Origin of the sequence: Dyadobacter endophyticus (assembly GCF_014641595.1) — a bacterium.
Taxonomy (GTDB): domain Bacteria; phylum Bacteroidota; class Bacteroidia; order Cytophagales; family Spirosomataceae; genus Dyadobacter; species Dyadobacter endophyticus.
Genome location: NZ_BMIA01000002.1, coordinates 70,936 through 87,071, shown reverse-complemented (window position 1 = coordinate 87,071; position 16,136 = coordinate 70,936). Strand labels below are relative to the sequence as shown.

The window sequence follows — 16,136 nt, the reverse complement described above, 5'->3', positions numbered from 1 at the left end:
CCTGTGTAAGCTTTAAAAAGCCGTTGGTTCGATGGATATGACCGTTCGCATTTTTGGTGGGTAAACCTGCTTACCGGGTAATCAAATGATTACCGGCAGCACAGCGTCCGGGACAAGATTGTATAGACTTATTATTAGTAACAACTACGAAATGATCAGTAGAGAATATAATGCATGGGGATATTGGGGTGGAGGCTGGTGTCCTTTTGAAAAAAATGTAAATTACGCAGCATTTCTTGTATCAAAATTGTTATGATGCTATGAAAATGACAGAAAAATACGCCACTACCACCCGAGCTTCGCGATCGACAGGTTAAGAAGTAACTCTTTTGGGGCACCACATTGTATGACAGAAGAACGCATTTCAGTTTTTGACATTTTTAAGATAGGCATTGGCCCGTCGAGTTCTCATACCCTGGGGCCGTGGCGCGCGGCGCAGCAGTTTTTGGGTACAGTAAAAGAGAAGGGCTTGCTGGGATGCGTACAGAAGATCACCGCGCATCTTTATGGTTCACTGGCCAAAACGGGCAAAGGACATGGTACCGATATTGCAGTGCTCCTCGGACTGAGCGGCTATGATCCGGTGACGATCGAGACTAGCTCGATCGACCGTATTCTCGCCGATATAGCGGCGAGTGAGACGATCCGTTTGCACGGAGAAACGCAGATTCATTTTAATCCCAAAACAGATGTGGTGTTTCACAAAACGGAGTCACTTCCGTTTCACCCGAATGGCGTAGCTTTTGCGGCGGTTTGCTCTGACGGGCAGGTGCTCGAAGAAACTTATTACTCGATAGGCGGTGGCTTTGTGATCCAGGAGGGCCGGGAGGCTTCGGGCAGCGCAGCATCGGCTGAAATTCCCTATCCGGTCGACCAGGCTTCGGATTTGCTTGAATGGCACCGTGCTACGGGCAAGGCGATCTGGGAGCTGGTGCTGGACAATGAGCGTATTTGGAAGGATGATACGGCTATCCGGAAAGATCTACTAAATATCTGGCGGGTAATGCAGGATAGTATTTTCCTGGGTTGCCAACATAAGGGGATATTGCCGGGCGGGCTCAATGTGCAGCGGAGGGCAGCGGAACTGAACCAGAAACTGCTGAAAGGACGTGCCTGCGCCGGCTGCGACGAATGGATCGAGCTGATTCGTAACAGCGGCTCCGGGTTTAACTATACGCTCGACTGGGTAAGTTGCTTCGCGCTGGCTGTCAACGAGCAGAACGCTTCTTATAGCCGCGTGGTAACAGCTCCTACCAATGGTGCTGCGGGTGTGATCCCGGCGGTGCTGCAATTTCATATGACATTCTGCGGCGGTACGCAAGAGGACATTTTCCGCTTTCTGCTGACAGCGGGTGAGATCGGCAGCATTTTCAAGAAAGGTGCGACGATTTCAGCGGCAATGGGTGGCTGCCAGGCAGAGATCGGCGTGTCGTCTGCGATGGCGGCGGCAGGTCTCGCCCAGGTCTCGGGCGGAAGTGTGGAGCAGTGCTTAATGGCCGCAGAAATCGCTATGGAGCATCATCTCGGGCTCACCTGCGACCCGGTGGCCGGTTTGGTTCAGATCCCCTGCATTGAGCGCAACACGATGGGGGCGATCAAGGCTATTACTGCTTCCCAGCTTGCATTGCAGAGCAATCCCGAGAATGCCAAGGTTTCGCTGGACAATGTGGTTAAAACCATGTGGGAAACCGCATTGGATATGAATAACCGTTATAAGGAAACTTCCGAGGGCGGCCTTGCAGTGAACATTCCGATCAGTCTGAGCGAATGCTGATTCGATGTGATTATAAGCGCAACAGTAAATGCGCCAGGCCGAAGTAAACGCCGTAGCCGATCAGGTCATTGGCTGTGGTAATGAACGGCCCGGACGCTACGGCGGGATTAATGCCGATCTTTTCTAGCACAATCGGGGTTAAGGTTCCCATAAACGAGGCCAGGAAGACCACTGACATTAGCGCGATCGAAACGACAAGCGCCAGTTGCACCTCATTTCCAATCAGCATATTGAACCCAAATACAATAGCACTGATAATGATCCCATTGATAAATGCCACGGCGAACATCCTGATCAATCTCTGACCTAATGTAGTATCGATACCAGTCTTGTCGGCCAGGCTTTGCAGAATAAGCGAGGAGGTTTGAATCCCTACATTTCCCCCTGTTGAACCGATAATAGGAATGAAGGCGGCCATAGCGGGGATGATTTTTAAGTCCCCTTCAAAAAAACTGATGAATTTTGCCGCCAGAATTCCTCCCATCATACCCACCAGCAGCCAGGGCAAACGCGCCTTTGTTTGTTGCCAGATACTGTCATCTTCCTCTACATCACCGGTAATACCCGCCATAGCCAGCGTATCGGAGCTGGCCTGGTCGGTAATGACGTCCACGATATCATCGATTGTAATGCGGCCGAGCAGCTTTCCCTGGACGTTTACAACCGGCAGCGCGTCAAGGTCATAGCGCCGCATGAGCTCGGCTACGTCCTCTGCGGGGCGGTAAGTCTCCACGAAAATGACGTCCTTATCATACAAGCTTTCAATTTTGGTGTTTTTGTGCGCCAGAACGATCTTTTTCAAAGAGAGGATGCCAAGCAGTTTGCCAAAGTCGTCGACCACATACACCGCATACACCTTCTCGACATCCTCGGCCTGCGTGCGCAGCTCTTCAATGCATTGATTCACCGTCCAGTTGACATTGGCTTTTACAAGCTCCTTCTGCATCAGACCGCCGGCCACATCTTCGTCGTAATGTAGCAGGTCCAGAATGAAGCGTGCATGTTCGCGGTCTTCCAGCAATGCGATCACTTCTTCGCGCACGCGTATGGGCTGCTCGTTTAGCAAATCCACGGCGTCATCCGAGTCAAACAGGTTGACGAACTTGGATATTTCCTCCGAAGTGAAGGCTTTTAAAAAGTCCCGGCGTTCGTCCCGGTCCATATCGGCTAGAATAGCCGCGCCGGTTTCAATATTCAACTGACCAATCAGGAATTTTGCGCTTTCTGTTTCCAGCTCGTATAGCAAGCTGGTAATATCGGCAGGAAACAGGTTCTCCATTTCCGACCGAATGGCCGCAGAGTCCTCTTTCTCAATCAGTTCCTGGATGTGGTCTACGTATAGCTGGGTTAATTCGAAGGTCATCGTAAATGAGCTTTTAGCGACTGGCGAAATGCTTTTAGCTTACTTAATATACTCTCTCAGAGCAGGTTTAGTTCTTTTCCTGCGCATTTTGGGCAAGTAACGTCAAGGTAACGAACTCGTCGACGCTCAATTGCTCGGCCCGTTTGTTGAGCAGGGGGTGGTCCGGTATTTCGCCTACCGGTTTCAATGCGTTACGCAGGGTTTTGCGTCGCTGGTTAAATGCAGTTTTGACCACTCTGAAAAACAGTTTTTCCTCGCACGCCAATGCGGTAACCCCGTTCCGACGGAGCCTTATGACCCCGGATTGTACTTTCGGAGGGGGATCGAATGCCCCGGGAGGCACAGATACCAGGTAATCGATCTCGTAGAATGCCTGCAGGAGCACACTCAAAATTCCGTAATCCTTGTTACCGGGAGGTGATGCGATGCGCTGGGCCACTTCTTTTTGCAGCATACAAACGATCTCGGGAATGCGGTCACGTATTTCGAGCGCCCGGAAAAATATCTGCGAAGAAATGTTGTAAGGGAAATTGCCGATGATCGCGAATTTGTCCGGGAAATACTCGCCCGGGTTGAATTTCAGAAAGTCACCGGCGATAATGCGCGGAGCGAGCTCGGGATAATGCTTTTCAAGATAGGCTACCGATTCGGTGTCGATCTCGATGACGTAGGTATTGAAATTGGTTTTAGGTAAAAGAAATTGCGTAAGCACGCCCATACCCGGACCGATTTCCAGCACGCGGTCATAGCCACCATGCCCGGAGAGGCCCTCGACGATGCGCTGGGCAATATTCAAATCTTTCAGAAAGTGCTGGCCCAGATGCTTTTTGGCACGCACTTTGGTGTTATCCGGTTTTTTATAATTCATTTTCACAGGCCAAAATTACGTCTTAATTCGTAGATTTATCGAATAAAGAATTGGAAGGAAACTTAAAAGTGCGATTGTACGGGACCCATGGAACTGATTTTATCCCAAACTGACTGGCAGACTATTCACCACACACTTCAGCATTTAAATCTGATTGGAATTACCTTTTCACCAGACTTCATCGTACGAAGCGTCAGTCCGCATGCGCTCATGAAAACGGGCTGGCACGAATCGGATCTGGTGGGGTTCAGCATATTCGACAAGCTGATACCGCGCGAGGAGGAGGAGGAAGTGCGGCAAATGCTCGAAGAGGGTATCCAGGGCAAACGCAAATTGGAACAGCGCGAGGTGCCTTTTCTTGCGCAGAAGGGAACGCTGCGCACATTCTCGATCAACTCGGTGCTGATCCATCAGGAAAACGAAGAGGTCGAATGCATTACACTTGTAGGCGACGATATCACCCGCCGACGCAGAATGGAATCGGCCATTGCCAAATCTAATTCCCAGTTGCAGGACCTGGTAGACAATACCAGCGATTTGATCCAGCTGGTGGCAATCGACGGTAAATTCATATTTGTAAACAAGGCCTGGCGCGAGGTGCTCGGCTACGGGCTTGATGAGATCGCTTCCATGCGCATGGAGGATATCTTGCACCCGCAGCATAAGGAGGAGGCGCTCCAACAGTTAAGGCGGATCGAGCAGGGCATCGCCAATCCGAGTTTCGAAGCGGTTTTTATGAACCGCGACGGTAAAAAGGTATTTGTGGCAGGCAGCGTCAACTGCCGTTTCGATAATGGCAAACCGACTGCATTTCGCTGTATTTTAAATGATTTTACAGAAAAAATAAGGGCAGAGAAAGCCCAGAGCCTGTATTACAGCATTGCCAACTGGACTGTTAATACCCAAAACCTGGAAGAATTCTACCACGGTATCCATGAAGAACTGGGCAAGATCATCGATGTCCGCAACTTCTTTATCGCATTATACGACCCCAGCAAGAGCTTCATTTATTTTCCCTATTATGTAGACCAGTATTTCAAAGGAAATGTAAAGTTTACCAAACGAAAGCTGGGTAATGGGCTGACCGAATATGCGATCGCGTCCAACAAGCCGCTGTTCCTGTCTGACCAGGACATTGAAAAGCTGGCCAAAACCAATAGCCTTTATTTGTACGGCGTCACCCCAAAAGTGCTCCTGTGCGTGCCACTGCGTATCGGCGAGCGGGTCACAGGGATTATCGGGGTGAAGTCCTACGACGATCCTAATATGTTCGACACCCGCGATCTGGAACTGCTCGAATTCATTTCGGGCCAGGTGGCGATGGCGATTGCGCGCAAACAGAGCGAGGAGGAGCTAAGCAAGTACCTGGCTAGGTTGAACGCTATTTTCGATAGCAGCTCGCATTTGATATGGTCGGTGAACAAATCGCTGCAACTGACCTCATTTAACAGAAATTACGCAGACCTTATCCATAACCAGCTAGGGGTGAGGCCTTCGCTTCAATCCAGCGCCGAGAAGTTCGGCTGGCGGATGGTAGGCAACAGCAACCGCCGGACGCTTGAAACCAAGTACCGCCAGGCGCTGCGCGGTGAGCCGCAATATTTCGAATTCAAGATCGACCGGAAAGATTCGGGTGAAATGTGGCTGGAATTTTACCTGAACCCGATTCATTATGCCGATGGGGTCATCGAGGAGGTTTCCGGTATTGCCCGTGACATTACGCGGCGGAAGGAAGCCGAGCTTTCGCTCAGGCACAGTGAGGAGCTTTTCAGGGGGATTTTTGAAAACTTGCAGGATATTTATTGCCGTATCAACCGAATGGGCGAGATCACCATGATCAGCCAGTCGGTGCTCAAACGGCTGGGGTATTTGCCCGATGAAGTGATAGGGCATAAGATCACCGAGTTCTTCTCGGACAAAAAGCGGATTCACTCTGCATTGATACGGCTTCGGAAAACCAAAAGCCTGCGGAATTTCGAGATTACCATGTACCGCAAGGACGGCACCGAGCGTCAGTTTATGATCAATATGCTGATGTTTACCAATGATAAAGGCAAACCCACCGAAGTGGCCGTGCTGGCGCGCGATATTACCGAGCTCAAACGCAACGAGCTGGAACTGCTCAAATCCAAGGAGCACGCCGAACGTTCATTGAAAGTAAAGGAAGGGTTTCTGGCCAACATGAGCCACGAGATCCGCACGCCGATGAACGGGGTGATCGGGATGATCGATTTGCTGGGCGAGACGCCGCTGAATACCGAGCAAAAAGATTATGTGCTGACCATCAAGCGCTCTTCGGAAACGCTGTTGAACATATTGAACGATATTCTCGACCTTTCCAAAATCGAGGCGGGTAAAATGGAGCTGCACGAGGCGCCGATCGCCGTGGAGGAACTGCTGCTTAAACTGGTTTCGCTTTTCGGGCAAACTGCCAAAAGCAAGGGCAACACCCTCACCTATCGTATCGGGCCGGATATTCCCAAATTCATCATTGCAGACCAGACAAGGCTCTTGCAGATTATGTCCAATCTTACGTCCAATGCTTTGAAATTCACCGAGAATGGCTCAGTTGAGCTCATTCTGACATTGGTGAAAAAAGAGGGATTGTTCCACAAGATCAAAGTGGAAGTGCAGGATTCGGGAATCGGTATCAGTGCCACCGATAAGCAGATCTTGTTTACATCATTTACCCAGCTCGATAATTCGTCGCGGAAATCCTTTGGCGGGACCGGCCTGGGCCTGGCTATCTCCAAACAGCTTTGCGCCTTAATGAACGGGGAGATTGGGGTCGAGTCCGCGCTCGGAGAAGGCAGCACCTTCTGGTTTACCTTTGAAACAAAGGAAACCTCTATCGCGCAGGTGAGCACCATCACGCAGGTGGAAGATACGCCGATCGAGGACGTATTTGCCGATTACCATCCGTTGATTTTGCTGGTGGACGATAATGCGGTCAACCGCAAGGTGGCCAATGAGATCCTGAAAAAATCGGGCTGCGAGACCGACATGGCAGAAAGTGGTTTCAAGGCCATTGAAATGGTAGAGAAAAGGTACCATTCCGATTCGAAGGGCTACGATATCATTTTCATGGATATTCAAATGCCGGATATGGATGGGGTCGAAACGACACAGGAGCTCAAAAAGCGCTTCTCGAAGGGCCTTCCGCCGATTGTGGCCATGACGGCCTATTCGATGAAGGAGGATCGCGACCGGTTCATGAGCCAGGGAATGGACGATTATATTGCCAAGCCGATCCGCGCGCAGACGCTGGTGCAGAAGGTGAAGGAATTGATGGGCAACATCGAAAACCGCAAGCTCGAACAAAAGCAAAAAGAGATCGCCCAGGAGGCGATGGTGCCCGTCCTTGACAAGGAAATCATCGATCAGCTCAATGGAATCGGCGGCGCTGATCTGGTGTGGTCGGTCTTCGAGGATTTCGTCACTGAGTCCAACGAGCTGGTAGCCGGCGCGTTGCAGGCTTATAAAACAGGTGATATAAAAACTGTCAAGAGCAACCTGCACACATTGAAGGGCAGCGGTGGTACGGTGGGCGTCTCGCAGGTTGCCGAGATTGCGCGCGATGCCGAGTGGCGCCTCAAATCCGATGACACCAGCACGCTCGCAGAGGCGCTGCCGCAGCTGGAAAAGGCCTATGAGCGTTTTCTGGCAAGTTATAAGGGATTGCTGGGTGAATGGCTGTAATAGTGTTACGACCGCCGATAGCTGACTGCTGACAGCCAGGCCGTTTCGTCGGTGAAAAGTGCCTGTTGGTCTATTAAAATATCCGATACTGTCGATTGTAAAGGTTTATTGCCGGAGCGCATTAAACTTTGGTAAGAAAGGGAGCTCTAACCAGCGATAAACCTTTACAAGTCATGAACAGATTTACATTCTTCGTCCTGATGCTCGCCGGTCTGGCCACCCCGGCCCTGGCGCAAAATGCGCAGATTACCGGCACGGTCCTGGACAGTGTGAGCCGCGAAGCGGTGGTAGGCGCTTATGTGGCCGTCAGCCGCAACGCCCCGGACGCAAAGCCTGAATATGTGACCACGGATGTGAATGGAAAATTCACTTTTACCGGTCTGAGTAAACAGGTTTCTTACCTTGTCAAAGTCTCCTATTTAAGTTATAAGGATTTCGCCAAAACCCTTATCCTCACAAAGGATATTGAAAACCTGGGGACGATCACCCTTACCGAAGCGGTCGCAAACCTGAAAGAGGTGAAGGTGGTCGGTCAGGTGACGGCCATGGAGCAAAAAGGAGATACCACCCAGTTTAATGCGGCGGCTTTCAAGACCAATCCGGATGCGACTACCGAAGATCTGATCCAGAAAATGCCCGGTATTACCGTCGCAAATGGAACGGTGACGGCTCACGGGGAAACCGTAAATAAGGTTTTGGTGGATGGTAAGCCATTTTTTGGTGACGACGCGGCATTAACCCTAAAAAACCTTCCCGCAGAAGTGGTCGATAAGATCGAGGTGTTCGATAAGCTCAGCGATCAGGCCCAATTCACTGGTTTTGACGATGGCAGCGCCCAGAAAACAATCAATATCGTCACCAAGGCCGATAAGCGGATGGGGCAGTTCGGGAAAGTTTTCGCAGGCTACGGGCTCGATGACCGCTATCAGGCGGGCGGAAATGTGAGCTTTTTCAAGGGCAACCAGCGTATATCGGTGATCGGATTGAGCAATAATATCAATAACCAGAACTTTTCCAGCCAGGATCTGCTGGGCGTTTCCGGTGGAGGCGGGGGGAACCGGGGTGGGGGTGGCTCTGCGGGTAATTTCCTGGTGGGGAACCAGAGCGGGATCACTGGTACCAATTCGTTTGGTTTAAATTATTCCAATAAAATTGGCAAGAAGCTCGATGTCAGCGGCAGCTATTTCTTTAACAGAACCAGCAACAGCAATGTGCAGGGCCTCTCGCAGGAGTACTTTCTGCAAGGCGCGAGCAGTAATCAGTTTTACAATGAAAACAGCCGGACTAACACAACCAATTCAAATCACCGCCTCAACTTCCGCATTGAATACAATATCGACCCCAAAAACTCGCTGATCATCACTCCGCGGCTGAGCTTTCAGGACAACCATTCGGGAAGCGTCAAGGCGGGGCTGACCACGCTGGCCTCCGACGGCAGCAACGTCAACAGCTCCGATAACAGCCAGGGCAATGCCAACAAGGGCTATAATTTCTCCAATGACATTTTGTTCCGGCACGCGTTCGAGAAAAAAGGCCGTACGGTTTCACTGAACTTCAATACACAAGTGAATGATAAAAACGGCCGCCGTGACCTTTATTCAAGAAATACATATTTCGATAACCTGGCGCTGGGTGATACGGCCATGCGGGGGGATACGATCGATCAGCGCAGTTTTACGCATTCGGACGGCATCACTTTGGGCGGAAACCTGGTGTATACCGAGCCGATCAGTACAACCGGCCAGTTGCAGTTCAACTACGGCCTGACAATCCAGAACAGCAATTCCAATAAGGATACCTACAATATGAGCTATGATGAGGGCACTTATTCGGATCTGGATACGCTTTTGACCAACAATTTTGATAACCGCTACATTACCAACCGTGCAGGGCTGGGTTACCGGTACAGAAAGAACAGCTGGTCGGCAAATATCGGCCTGGACTTTCAGAATACCGGCCTATACAGCCAGCAACTTGCGCCGGTCAACAATAAAGTCGATCAGTCCTTTACCAATATCCTGCCTAACTTTATGGTAAACTACCGCTCCAAAGAAGGCGCACAGTTCCGGGCCTTTTTCCGCAGCTCAACCAACCAGCCATCGATTTCGCAGTTACAGAATGTGGTCGATAACAGCAACCCACTATCGCTCACAGCCGGTAATCCGGACCTCAAACAGGAGTACCGCAATATGGTCAACGTGCGCTATTCGCTGGCCGGCGCGAAAAGACCTTACAGTTTCAATGCGATGATTTTTGTTACGCAAACCAACAATGCGATCGTAAATTCAACCTACATCGCCCAAAAGCCCGAGACGCTGCCTAACGGGCTGTTTTTGGAAAGAGGCGCCAAATTCACCGCGCCGATCAACGTGGACGGAAGCTGGAATGCGCGCTCTTTCATCGCCTACGGAAAGCCTGTTGCGCCATTGAAGCTGAATTTGAACCTGACTACCGGCTTCAACTACGTGCGCTCGCCGGGGATGATCAACAATATGCCCAATTATTCGAACACCTACGCGATCTCACAAGGCCTGGTGGTAAGCAGCAACATCAGCGACAAGCTCGACTTTACCGTTTCTTATTCGGGTAATTACAATGTGGTGCGCAACACGATCCAGCCTAATCTGAACAACAACTATTACACACAAGGCATCACTGGCCGTGTGAACTGGATTTTCGGAAAGGGATTTGTGCTTCAAAGCGATATCAACAACCAATCCTACCGCGGTTTGGGCGCGGGTTACAATCAGAATTTTACGCTCTGGAATGCGAGCATTGGTAAGAAATTCCTGAAAAACAATGCAGGGGAGCTGAAACTGACCGTATTCGATATTTTAAAACAGAACAACAGTATTACCCGCAATGTTACCGAAACTTACGTGCAGGATGTGACCAACCGGGTGCTCACCCAATACGCTATGCTCACATTCACCTACACGCTCAGAAACTTCGGCAAGATGCCTTCCAACAACGAGGGAAATTACAGAAGACGTGATATGGAAGGCGGAGCGGGTTACCCGCGCGGCGGCGAGCGCGGAACCGGTGGAGGCCGGGGGTTCAACGATTAAAACATTAAACCCTTCATACAGTGCAAAGAAAATCCCGGAGCGTTCGGCTCCGGGATTCTTTGTTTGCAATGGCAAAATCTATTTTTTGTCCGGGAAGGGGATGATGAGCTTTTCGCCTCTTTCGGAGAAGTCACGGGTTCTCCCGTTCGCTTTCATGAGCGCCTCTTTGGTAACACCGTATTTACCGGCTACCACGCGAAGCACGTCGCCCGGGCCTACGGTGTGAACTGCTTTTACCTGTATTTTCAGCTTGGTAACACCGCCTTTTACATCAGAAACCGAGGAATTCAGGCCCTTCAAAGTTTCCGTTTTTAGATTGTAGCGTGATGCGATGCTTGAAAACGTCTCCCCGCTCTGAACAGTGTGGGTTATTTGCTCCCCGCCAATGGATGAGGCCGAGATAGAAGGCTTATCTTCTTTCTTGGGTTCTTCGGCCTTTTCCTTAACCGGTTCGGGCTTGGGTTTCTCTGCCGGCTCCTCAGAGGGTACCGGCTCGTCGCTGACGGGCTCGGCAGCATTCTCTTCCAGGGTCGAATCGACAACTACGGATGTGAGCTCCTCGGAGCTGGAAGAGCTGTCAGAAATATATTCGTAGCCCACATAGAGCATTGCCAGTACCAGCAAAACCAACACAAGTAATGTTACAATAGGCAGATTCGACTTTTCAGTGGGACGGACATTTCTTTTTTTCGGGAATTCGTCTTCCATAACCTGGCCGGATTCTATTTTTTAGTGGAGTTAATTTTCTACGAAAATAATAAAGACAACCTAGTTTCCAAGTTGATTTTTCAATTCCTCGTTCATCACTGCAACTTTCTCTTTGAGGCTCTCTTTGAATGCATCGAGCCTTTTTGCAAGGTCCGCATCACTGGCTCCGATGATTTGGGCAGCCAGTATCCCGGCATTTCTTGCGCCGTCCAGGGCCACGGTCGCCACCGGAACGCCCGCTGGCATTTGCAGGATCGAAAGCACAGAATCCCAGCCATCTATCGAATTGCTCGACAAAACCGGCACCCCGATCACCGGAAGGGAGGTCAGTGAGGCGACCATTCCGGGCAGGTGAGCAGCTCCGCCCGCGCCGGCGATGATTACCTGCAAGCCCCGGCCACGCGCGGATGCCGCGTATTCGAGCATACGCTCGGGCGTACGGTGCGCTGATACGATCTCCATTTCATATGAAACGCCCAGCTCGGTCAATGCGTCTGCGGCCAGTTGCATTACCTTTCTATCAGAAAGGCTGCCCATGATAATCCCTACCATTGGTATGTGTTACTTTGTTTTGTGACTGATTACTTTAATATTGTTTCTGACAAAATCCGCTTTTGCTTTCAGCGATGCGATATCCGAATCCATGATAGTGATATGGCCCATTTTGCGGAAAGGCTTGGTGATCGCTTTCCAGTAAAGGAACGGGAATACCTCAGGCGTTGCAAGCAGCTTTTCCATTCCTTCATAAACAGCAGGGCCCTGGTAACCATCCTCGCCAAGCAGGTTGACCATCGCCGACGGTCCGTAAGCGTGCGTGCTGCCTAGCGGCAGGTTCAGAATAGCCCGCCAATGCTGTTCGTATTGGCTGGTCGCATTCGCGCGGATCGTGTGATGGCCGCTGTTGTGGGGTCTGGGGGCCACTTCGTTGATCAGTACCTGACCGTCGGGGGTAAGGAACAATTCTACGGCCAGCAATCCTACTATCTGGAATGCCTCAGCGGTCTTGCGCGCGATCTGCTGCGCTTTCGCATTAACTTCCCCGCTGATCTGGGCAGGTGCAAAAAGGTATTCTACCAGGTTGTGCTCGGGATGAAAGACCATTTCCACGGTCGGGAAGGTTTCGATCTGCCCGTTTGCATTGCGGGCAACGATAACTGCGAGTTCTTTTTCAAACGGAACTGCTTTTTCCAATAAACCCGGTTTATCGAAGGCTTTGCCCAGCTCATCGGCCGAGCTCAGCCTCTGCACACCGCGGCCGTCATAGCCATCTTTGCCCAATTTATGGAAAGCGGGCAGAAACCAGACATAGTTGGCAACATCTTCACGGTTTTCCGTCAGAATAAATTCGGCGGTAGGAAGCTGCTTGTCAGCGTAGAATTGTTTTTGAATGCGCTTGTCCTGTATCTGACGGATCACCGAAGGCTGGGGATAGATCTTTTTACCTTCCTTTTCCAGCGCTTCCAGCGCTTCCACATTCACTTTCTCAATTTCGATGGTAATGACATCAAGGTCTTTACCGAAGTTATAGACGGTGTCAAAATCTTGCAGGGAGCCCTGGGTAAAATGAGGGGCTATCTTCCGGCACGGTGCTTCCGGGTCCGGATCGAGCACATGAATATCGAGGTTCCAGTCCACGGCCGCTTGCAGGAGCATAAGCCCCAACTGCCCGCCGCCAAGGATTCCAATTCGGGATGAGAGCATTTATTAAGTGATATTTTCCCGCAAAATTGGTTTAAAAACGGGTCAGAAAAAAGGAATGTCATCAAATTGCTATTTCATAAACCTGATCAGGCCAATTTCCACCAACAGGAAGAACAGCGCTGCGTACAGGAAGAACTTCCACAGACTAGTCCCCATGTTTTGCTGCTGGAAGGCGGTGGAAAAAGCCTCGTCATCGATCCGGTCGAAGACCTGCACGTTCTTTTTACCTGAAAAAGCGGCCCGCAGCTCGTCAGGGGAGTAGTATTGCAGCTTGGATTCTGCGTGGTTATGGTTCAGGGCGATGATCTGCTTTGTTTTGTTGTCCAAAACAAGCTCGAAATAGCCCGCGGTGAGACCGTCCGATGCCTGGTCGCCCTGCGGAATTTCAAGCAGAAGCTGGTTGCCAGCCACGCGCTGGACAGGGATGATCTCGGTTTTATTGCGCCGTAGTTTATAAACCGAGTTAGGTTTGGGCTTGCCGACTGTCAGACTGATGGGATTCTCGTCAAAAGTGAACGATGTGCGCTGCTGCCGCACGCTCGATGCGGCAATTTTATACATGACCGGCACAAATATGGCGTGCTGGGCAACATTACCATATTCCTGGGCCAAAGGCGCGGCAAACAGATAAGTCTTGCCCGAGCCCGAGAGCACCTGATTAAGGTAGGTCTGGCCACTGCGCAAGCTCAGCAGCGGCTGGCCTGCATTTGCCCAACTCCACACAGGCAGCGCGCCTGGCAGGTTAAGGTTGAGCTCCTGCCGCATCGATTCCTCAAAAACATCGCTGAAAAACGGATTATTGCGGTCCGGTACGGCCAGCGCAAGCGGGGCCTGTGCTTTTTCAGCAGTAACTGCATTAATACCCAAACCACTCAAAAAGCGGCCATAGCTATCGGCTGCGGGCGCAGCAGGAGGGATGATGGCCAGGCTGCCGCCCCGGCGGACGAAGTCCTGCAAATCCTGCGGTAAAGTGCCCGAAAGCTGGGTAACGCCTTCCAGCACGACCAGGTCCGCGTTTTTGATCAGGCCGGGATCGACATTCTGGGCGCTGTAACTTTGCAGGGTAAACAGACTGTCGTTGGCATATACATTTTCGATATAGTTCCCCTCCGGCTTTTGCCCGTAGACGTGCAGCACGCGGATGAGCGGGGAGGCATTGAGCACAAAATAATAGTTGTTGTCGAAGGTGACAGGGAAATCATCAAAGGTAATCTGCCCCTTTTTATAGCCTTTCCCTTTGAGGTTGAAATTGAATTTGGCCGTCGCGCTGCCGTTCGCAGGAACGTTGACCGAGGCGGTGGAGGCCTGGGTATTGTCAAGGCTGAGCCTGAGCACCACATTGCGCGCCTCGCGGTTGCCGGAGTTGCTCACCTTTACAAACAGTATATTGTTTTGAAGCTCGCGGATGAAAGGCGTATTCAGCCAGGCAGAATCCACAAATACATTTTTTTCAGCCTCAGCCTGGACGGGCACCAGGAAAATCTGGTTGGTCGAATCGGCTTGAATGGCAGAAAGGTTTCCGGCGGTGCTTTTCTGAAAATCCGAGAACCAGAAAAGCTGGTTTTTGCCCGACTGTGAATGCCGGGCCATCAGGTTCTGCTGGCGTTTGTAGACCTGTTGGAGCGTACGCGGTGTGCCTGAAAGGCCGATCGTGGTCAGGCGGTCACGGAGCTTTTCGGCAGGGTACAGGCCCTGTTCCTGGGCCGAAAAATCGTTGGTGACCAGTTGAAGCGAGGTGGCATTTTTAAAAAGTCCCAATAAATCCCCCAGACGGCCGGTAGCAATATCCAGATAGCGCTTATTGTTCAGCTCGCTTTCCATGCTCAGCGAATTGTCCAGATACAGGCTGGTAATGCCCCGCCTGTCGACGGCTACGTTACTTTCAGCGGGAATAAATGGCTGGGAGAATGCGAATGCCAGACAGGCGATGGCCAGTATCCTGGCTGCCATCACCAGCCAATGCTTGATCTGGCGAATGGACTTGGTCTGGGTTTCAACCGCTTTTAAAAATGCTACATTGGTGAAGTATACCCTTTTTGTCCGCCTGAAATTGAAAATGTGTACGGCAATCGGAACCGATACGGCCAGTAAACCCCACAGGAAGGACGGAAAAAGGAAACTCATGTAGCTTAGGATAGTCTTATGTCAATGATCAGTGGCCGAATATGGTTTCAAAATGGCACTTTTCAAATGTTCAACGCAGTTAGCAGAGACAAATTACACCAATTTCTGATAACAGTTTTTTATTTGTAGACCTTTCTCATATCTCGGGTGCTTTTTTCTAACTTTGCACTTTGATTTGCGCAGGTAAGCTCTCCGAGCCCTCGCAGATAGAGAAGATCGTTAATTTAAACAGAGTTATGGCCAAAGTTTCGGTAAACAAACACCAGCCCGTCTATCAAATGCCTACGAACCCGGCCGCGGTTCGTACCAAGAAGTACGCCTTACCTACCCAAAAATACATTTCCCTGGCCATGCGTTATTTTTTCAAGACGCAGCTTAAATGGGTGCTTATACCCGTGGCCCTGATTCTGATCAATGCGGTAATCAGCCTCACAGGTGTGTATCCCAATTTGTGGATTTACATTACCGTTGTGGTGGCATCGATCCTTTATGTGCTGTTCTGGCTGATCCAGTTTACCGGCATCACGCAGCTGGCGCAGTACAAGCCGATGTTCGAGAAATTCTCCTACGAGATCGATAACCGCCAGATACTGATGAAGCTTAACCAAAAAGAGGGAAGCGTAATGAAATGGGAGCAGATCCTGGATGGTTACAAGGACAAGGATGCTTATGTACTGGTTATTTCCAAAGGACAATTCCTGTATTTGCCGTTCTCGATCTTTACTTCCGAGCACGATATCAAAGTTTTCGAGCGGATTTTAAAGCAGAAAGATTTGCTGAAAGCCTGATCGAAGGCCATTACAAAAAACGCCCGGCTGCATAAGTCGGGCG

11 protein-coding genes are annotated in these 16,136 nt (G+C 50.6%); 5 read left to right on the top strand and 6 right to left on the bottom strand.

Annotated features, from left to right (window positions below):
- Positions 1–85: 85 nt before the first annotated feature.
- Positions 86–256, top strand: a complete 171-nt coding sequence (locus IEY24_RS33235) for a DUF6934 family protein (protein WP_426293630.1) — start codon at positions 86–88, stop codon at positions 254–256.
- Between the two features lie 90 nt (positions 257–346).
- Complete coding sequence (locus IEY24_RS12475) at positions 347–1,774, top strand: L-serine ammonia-lyase (protein ID WP_188932510.1); 1,428 nt, start codon at positions 347–349, stop codon at positions 1,772–1,774.
- A 10-nt stretch (positions 1,775–1,784) separates the two neighbouring features.
- On the opposite strand, the gene mgtE is transcribed toward IEY24_RS12475, so the two are convergent.
- Both mgtE and rsmA read right to left on the bottom strand, forming a co-directional pair.
- Positions 1,785–3,137: a magnesium transporter gene (mgtE, locus tag IEY24_RS12470; RefSeq protein ID WP_188932508.1), complete on the bottom strand. Its 1,353-nt coding sequence runs from the start codon at positions 3,135–3,137 to the stop codon at positions 1,785–1,787.
- Positions 3,138–3,204: 67 nt separating this feature from the next.
- Positions 3,205–4,005: a 16S rRNA (adenine(1518)-N(6)/adenine(1519)-N(6))-dimethyltransferase RsmA gene (rsmA, locus tag IEY24_RS12465; protein ID WP_188932506.1), complete on the bottom strand. Its 801-nt coding sequence runs from the start codon at positions 4,003–4,005 to the stop codon at positions 3,205–3,207.
- An 87-nt stretch (positions 4,006–4,092) separates the two neighbouring features.
- Here rsmA and IEY24_RS12460 point away from each other — a divergent pair, with 87 nt between their 5' ends.
- Both IEY24_RS12460 and IEY24_RS12455 read left to right on the top strand, forming a co-directional pair.
- Positions 4,093–7,704 carry a PAS domain S-box protein gene (locus tag IEY24_RS12460; protein WP_188932504.1) on the top strand — a complete coding sequence of 1,204 codons (3,612 nt, stop codon included), beginning with the start codon at positions 4,093–4,095 and terminating at the stop codon, positions 7,702–7,704.
- Positions 7,705–7,877: 173 nt separating this feature from the next.
- A complete protein-coding gene (locus IEY24_RS12455) occupies positions 7,878–10,772 on the top strand; it encodes an outer membrane beta-barrel protein (protein ID WP_188932502.1) in 2,895 nt (964 codons plus the stop codon).
- 78 nt (positions 10,773–10,850) lie between these two features.
- Here the strand turns inward: IEY24_RS12455 and IEY24_RS12450 are convergent, their stop codons facing one another.
- The 4 genes from IEY24_RS12450 to IEY24_RS12435 form a co-directional block, all read right to left on the bottom strand.
- Positions 10,851–11,480: a LysM peptidoglycan-binding domain-containing protein gene (locus IEY24_RS12450; RefSeq protein WP_188932500.1), complete on the bottom strand. Its 630-nt coding sequence runs from the start codon at positions 11,478–11,480 to the stop codon at positions 10,851–10,853.
- A 60-nt stretch (positions 11,481–11,540) separates the two neighbouring features.
- A complete protein-coding gene (gene purE / locus IEY24_RS12445) occupies positions 11,541–12,032 on the bottom strand; it encodes a 5-(carboxyamino)imidazole ribonucleotide mutase (RefSeq protein WP_188932498.1) in 492 nt (163 codons plus the stop codon).
- Between the two features lie 9 nt (positions 12,033–12,041).
- Positions 12,042–13,181, bottom strand: coding sequence for a 5-(carboxyamino)imidazole ribonucleotide synthase (locus IEY24_RS12440; protein ID WP_188932496.1), 1,140 nt, complete (start codon positions 13,179–13,181; stop codon positions 12,042–12,044).
- Positions 13,182–13,250: 69 nt separating this feature from the next.
- Positions 13,251–15,305 carry a BatA domain-containing protein gene (locus IEY24_RS12435; protein WP_188932494.1) on the bottom strand — a complete coding sequence of 685 codons (2,055 nt, stop codon included), beginning with the start codon at positions 15,303–15,305 and terminating at the stop codon, positions 13,251–13,253.
- A 236-nt stretch (positions 15,306–15,541) separates the two neighbouring features.
- Here IEY24_RS12435 and IEY24_RS12430 point away from each other — a divergent pair, with 236 nt between their 5' ends.
- Positions 15,542–16,093, top strand: coding sequence for a YcxB family protein (locus IEY24_RS12430; RefSeq protein ID WP_188932492.1), 552 nt, complete (start codon positions 15,542–15,544; stop codon positions 16,091–16,093).
- Positions 16,094–16,136 lie beyond the last annotated feature (43 nt).

Coding starts and splice junctions, on each gene's coding strand:
- IEY24_RS33235 (WP_426293630.1), top strand. CDS start 86: ATGATTACCGGCAGCACAGCGTCCGGGACAAGATTGTATAGACTTATT.
- IEY24_RS12475 (WP_188932510.1), top strand. CDS start 347: ATGACAGAAGAACGCATTTCAGTTTTTGACATTTTTAAGATAGGCATT.
- mgtE (WP_188932508.1), bottom strand. CDS start 3,137: ATGACCTTCGAATTAACCCAGCTATACGTAGACCACATCCAGGAACTG.
- rsmA (WP_188932506.1), bottom strand. CDS start 4,005: ATGAATTATAAAAAACCGGATAACACCAAAGTGCGTGCCAAAAAGCAT.
- IEY24_RS12460 (WP_188932504.1), top strand. CDS start 4,093: ATGGAACTGATTTTATCCCAAACTGACTGGCAGACTATTCACCACACA.
- IEY24_RS12455 (WP_188932502.1), top strand. CDS start 7,878: ATGAACAGATTTACATTCTTCGTCCTGATGCTCGCCGGTCTGGCCACC.
- IEY24_RS12450 (WP_188932500.1), bottom strand. CDS start 11,480: ATGGAAGACGAATTCCCGAAAAAAAGAAATGTCCGTCCCACTGAAAAG.
- purE (WP_188932498.1), bottom strand. CDS start 12,032: ATGGTAGGGATTATCATGGGCAGCCTTTCTGATAGAAAGGTAATGCAA.
- IEY24_RS12440 (WP_188932496.1), bottom strand. CDS start 13,181: ATGCTCTCATCCCGAATTGGAATCCTTGGCGGCGGGCAGTTGGGGCTT.
- IEY24_RS12435 (WP_188932494.1), bottom strand. CDS start 15,305: ATGAGTTTCCTTTTTCCGTCCTTCCTGTGGGGTTTACTGGCCGTATCG.
- IEY24_RS12430 (WP_188932492.1), top strand. CDS start 15,542: ATGGCCAAAGTTTCGGTAAACAAACACCAGCCCGTCTATCAAATGCCT.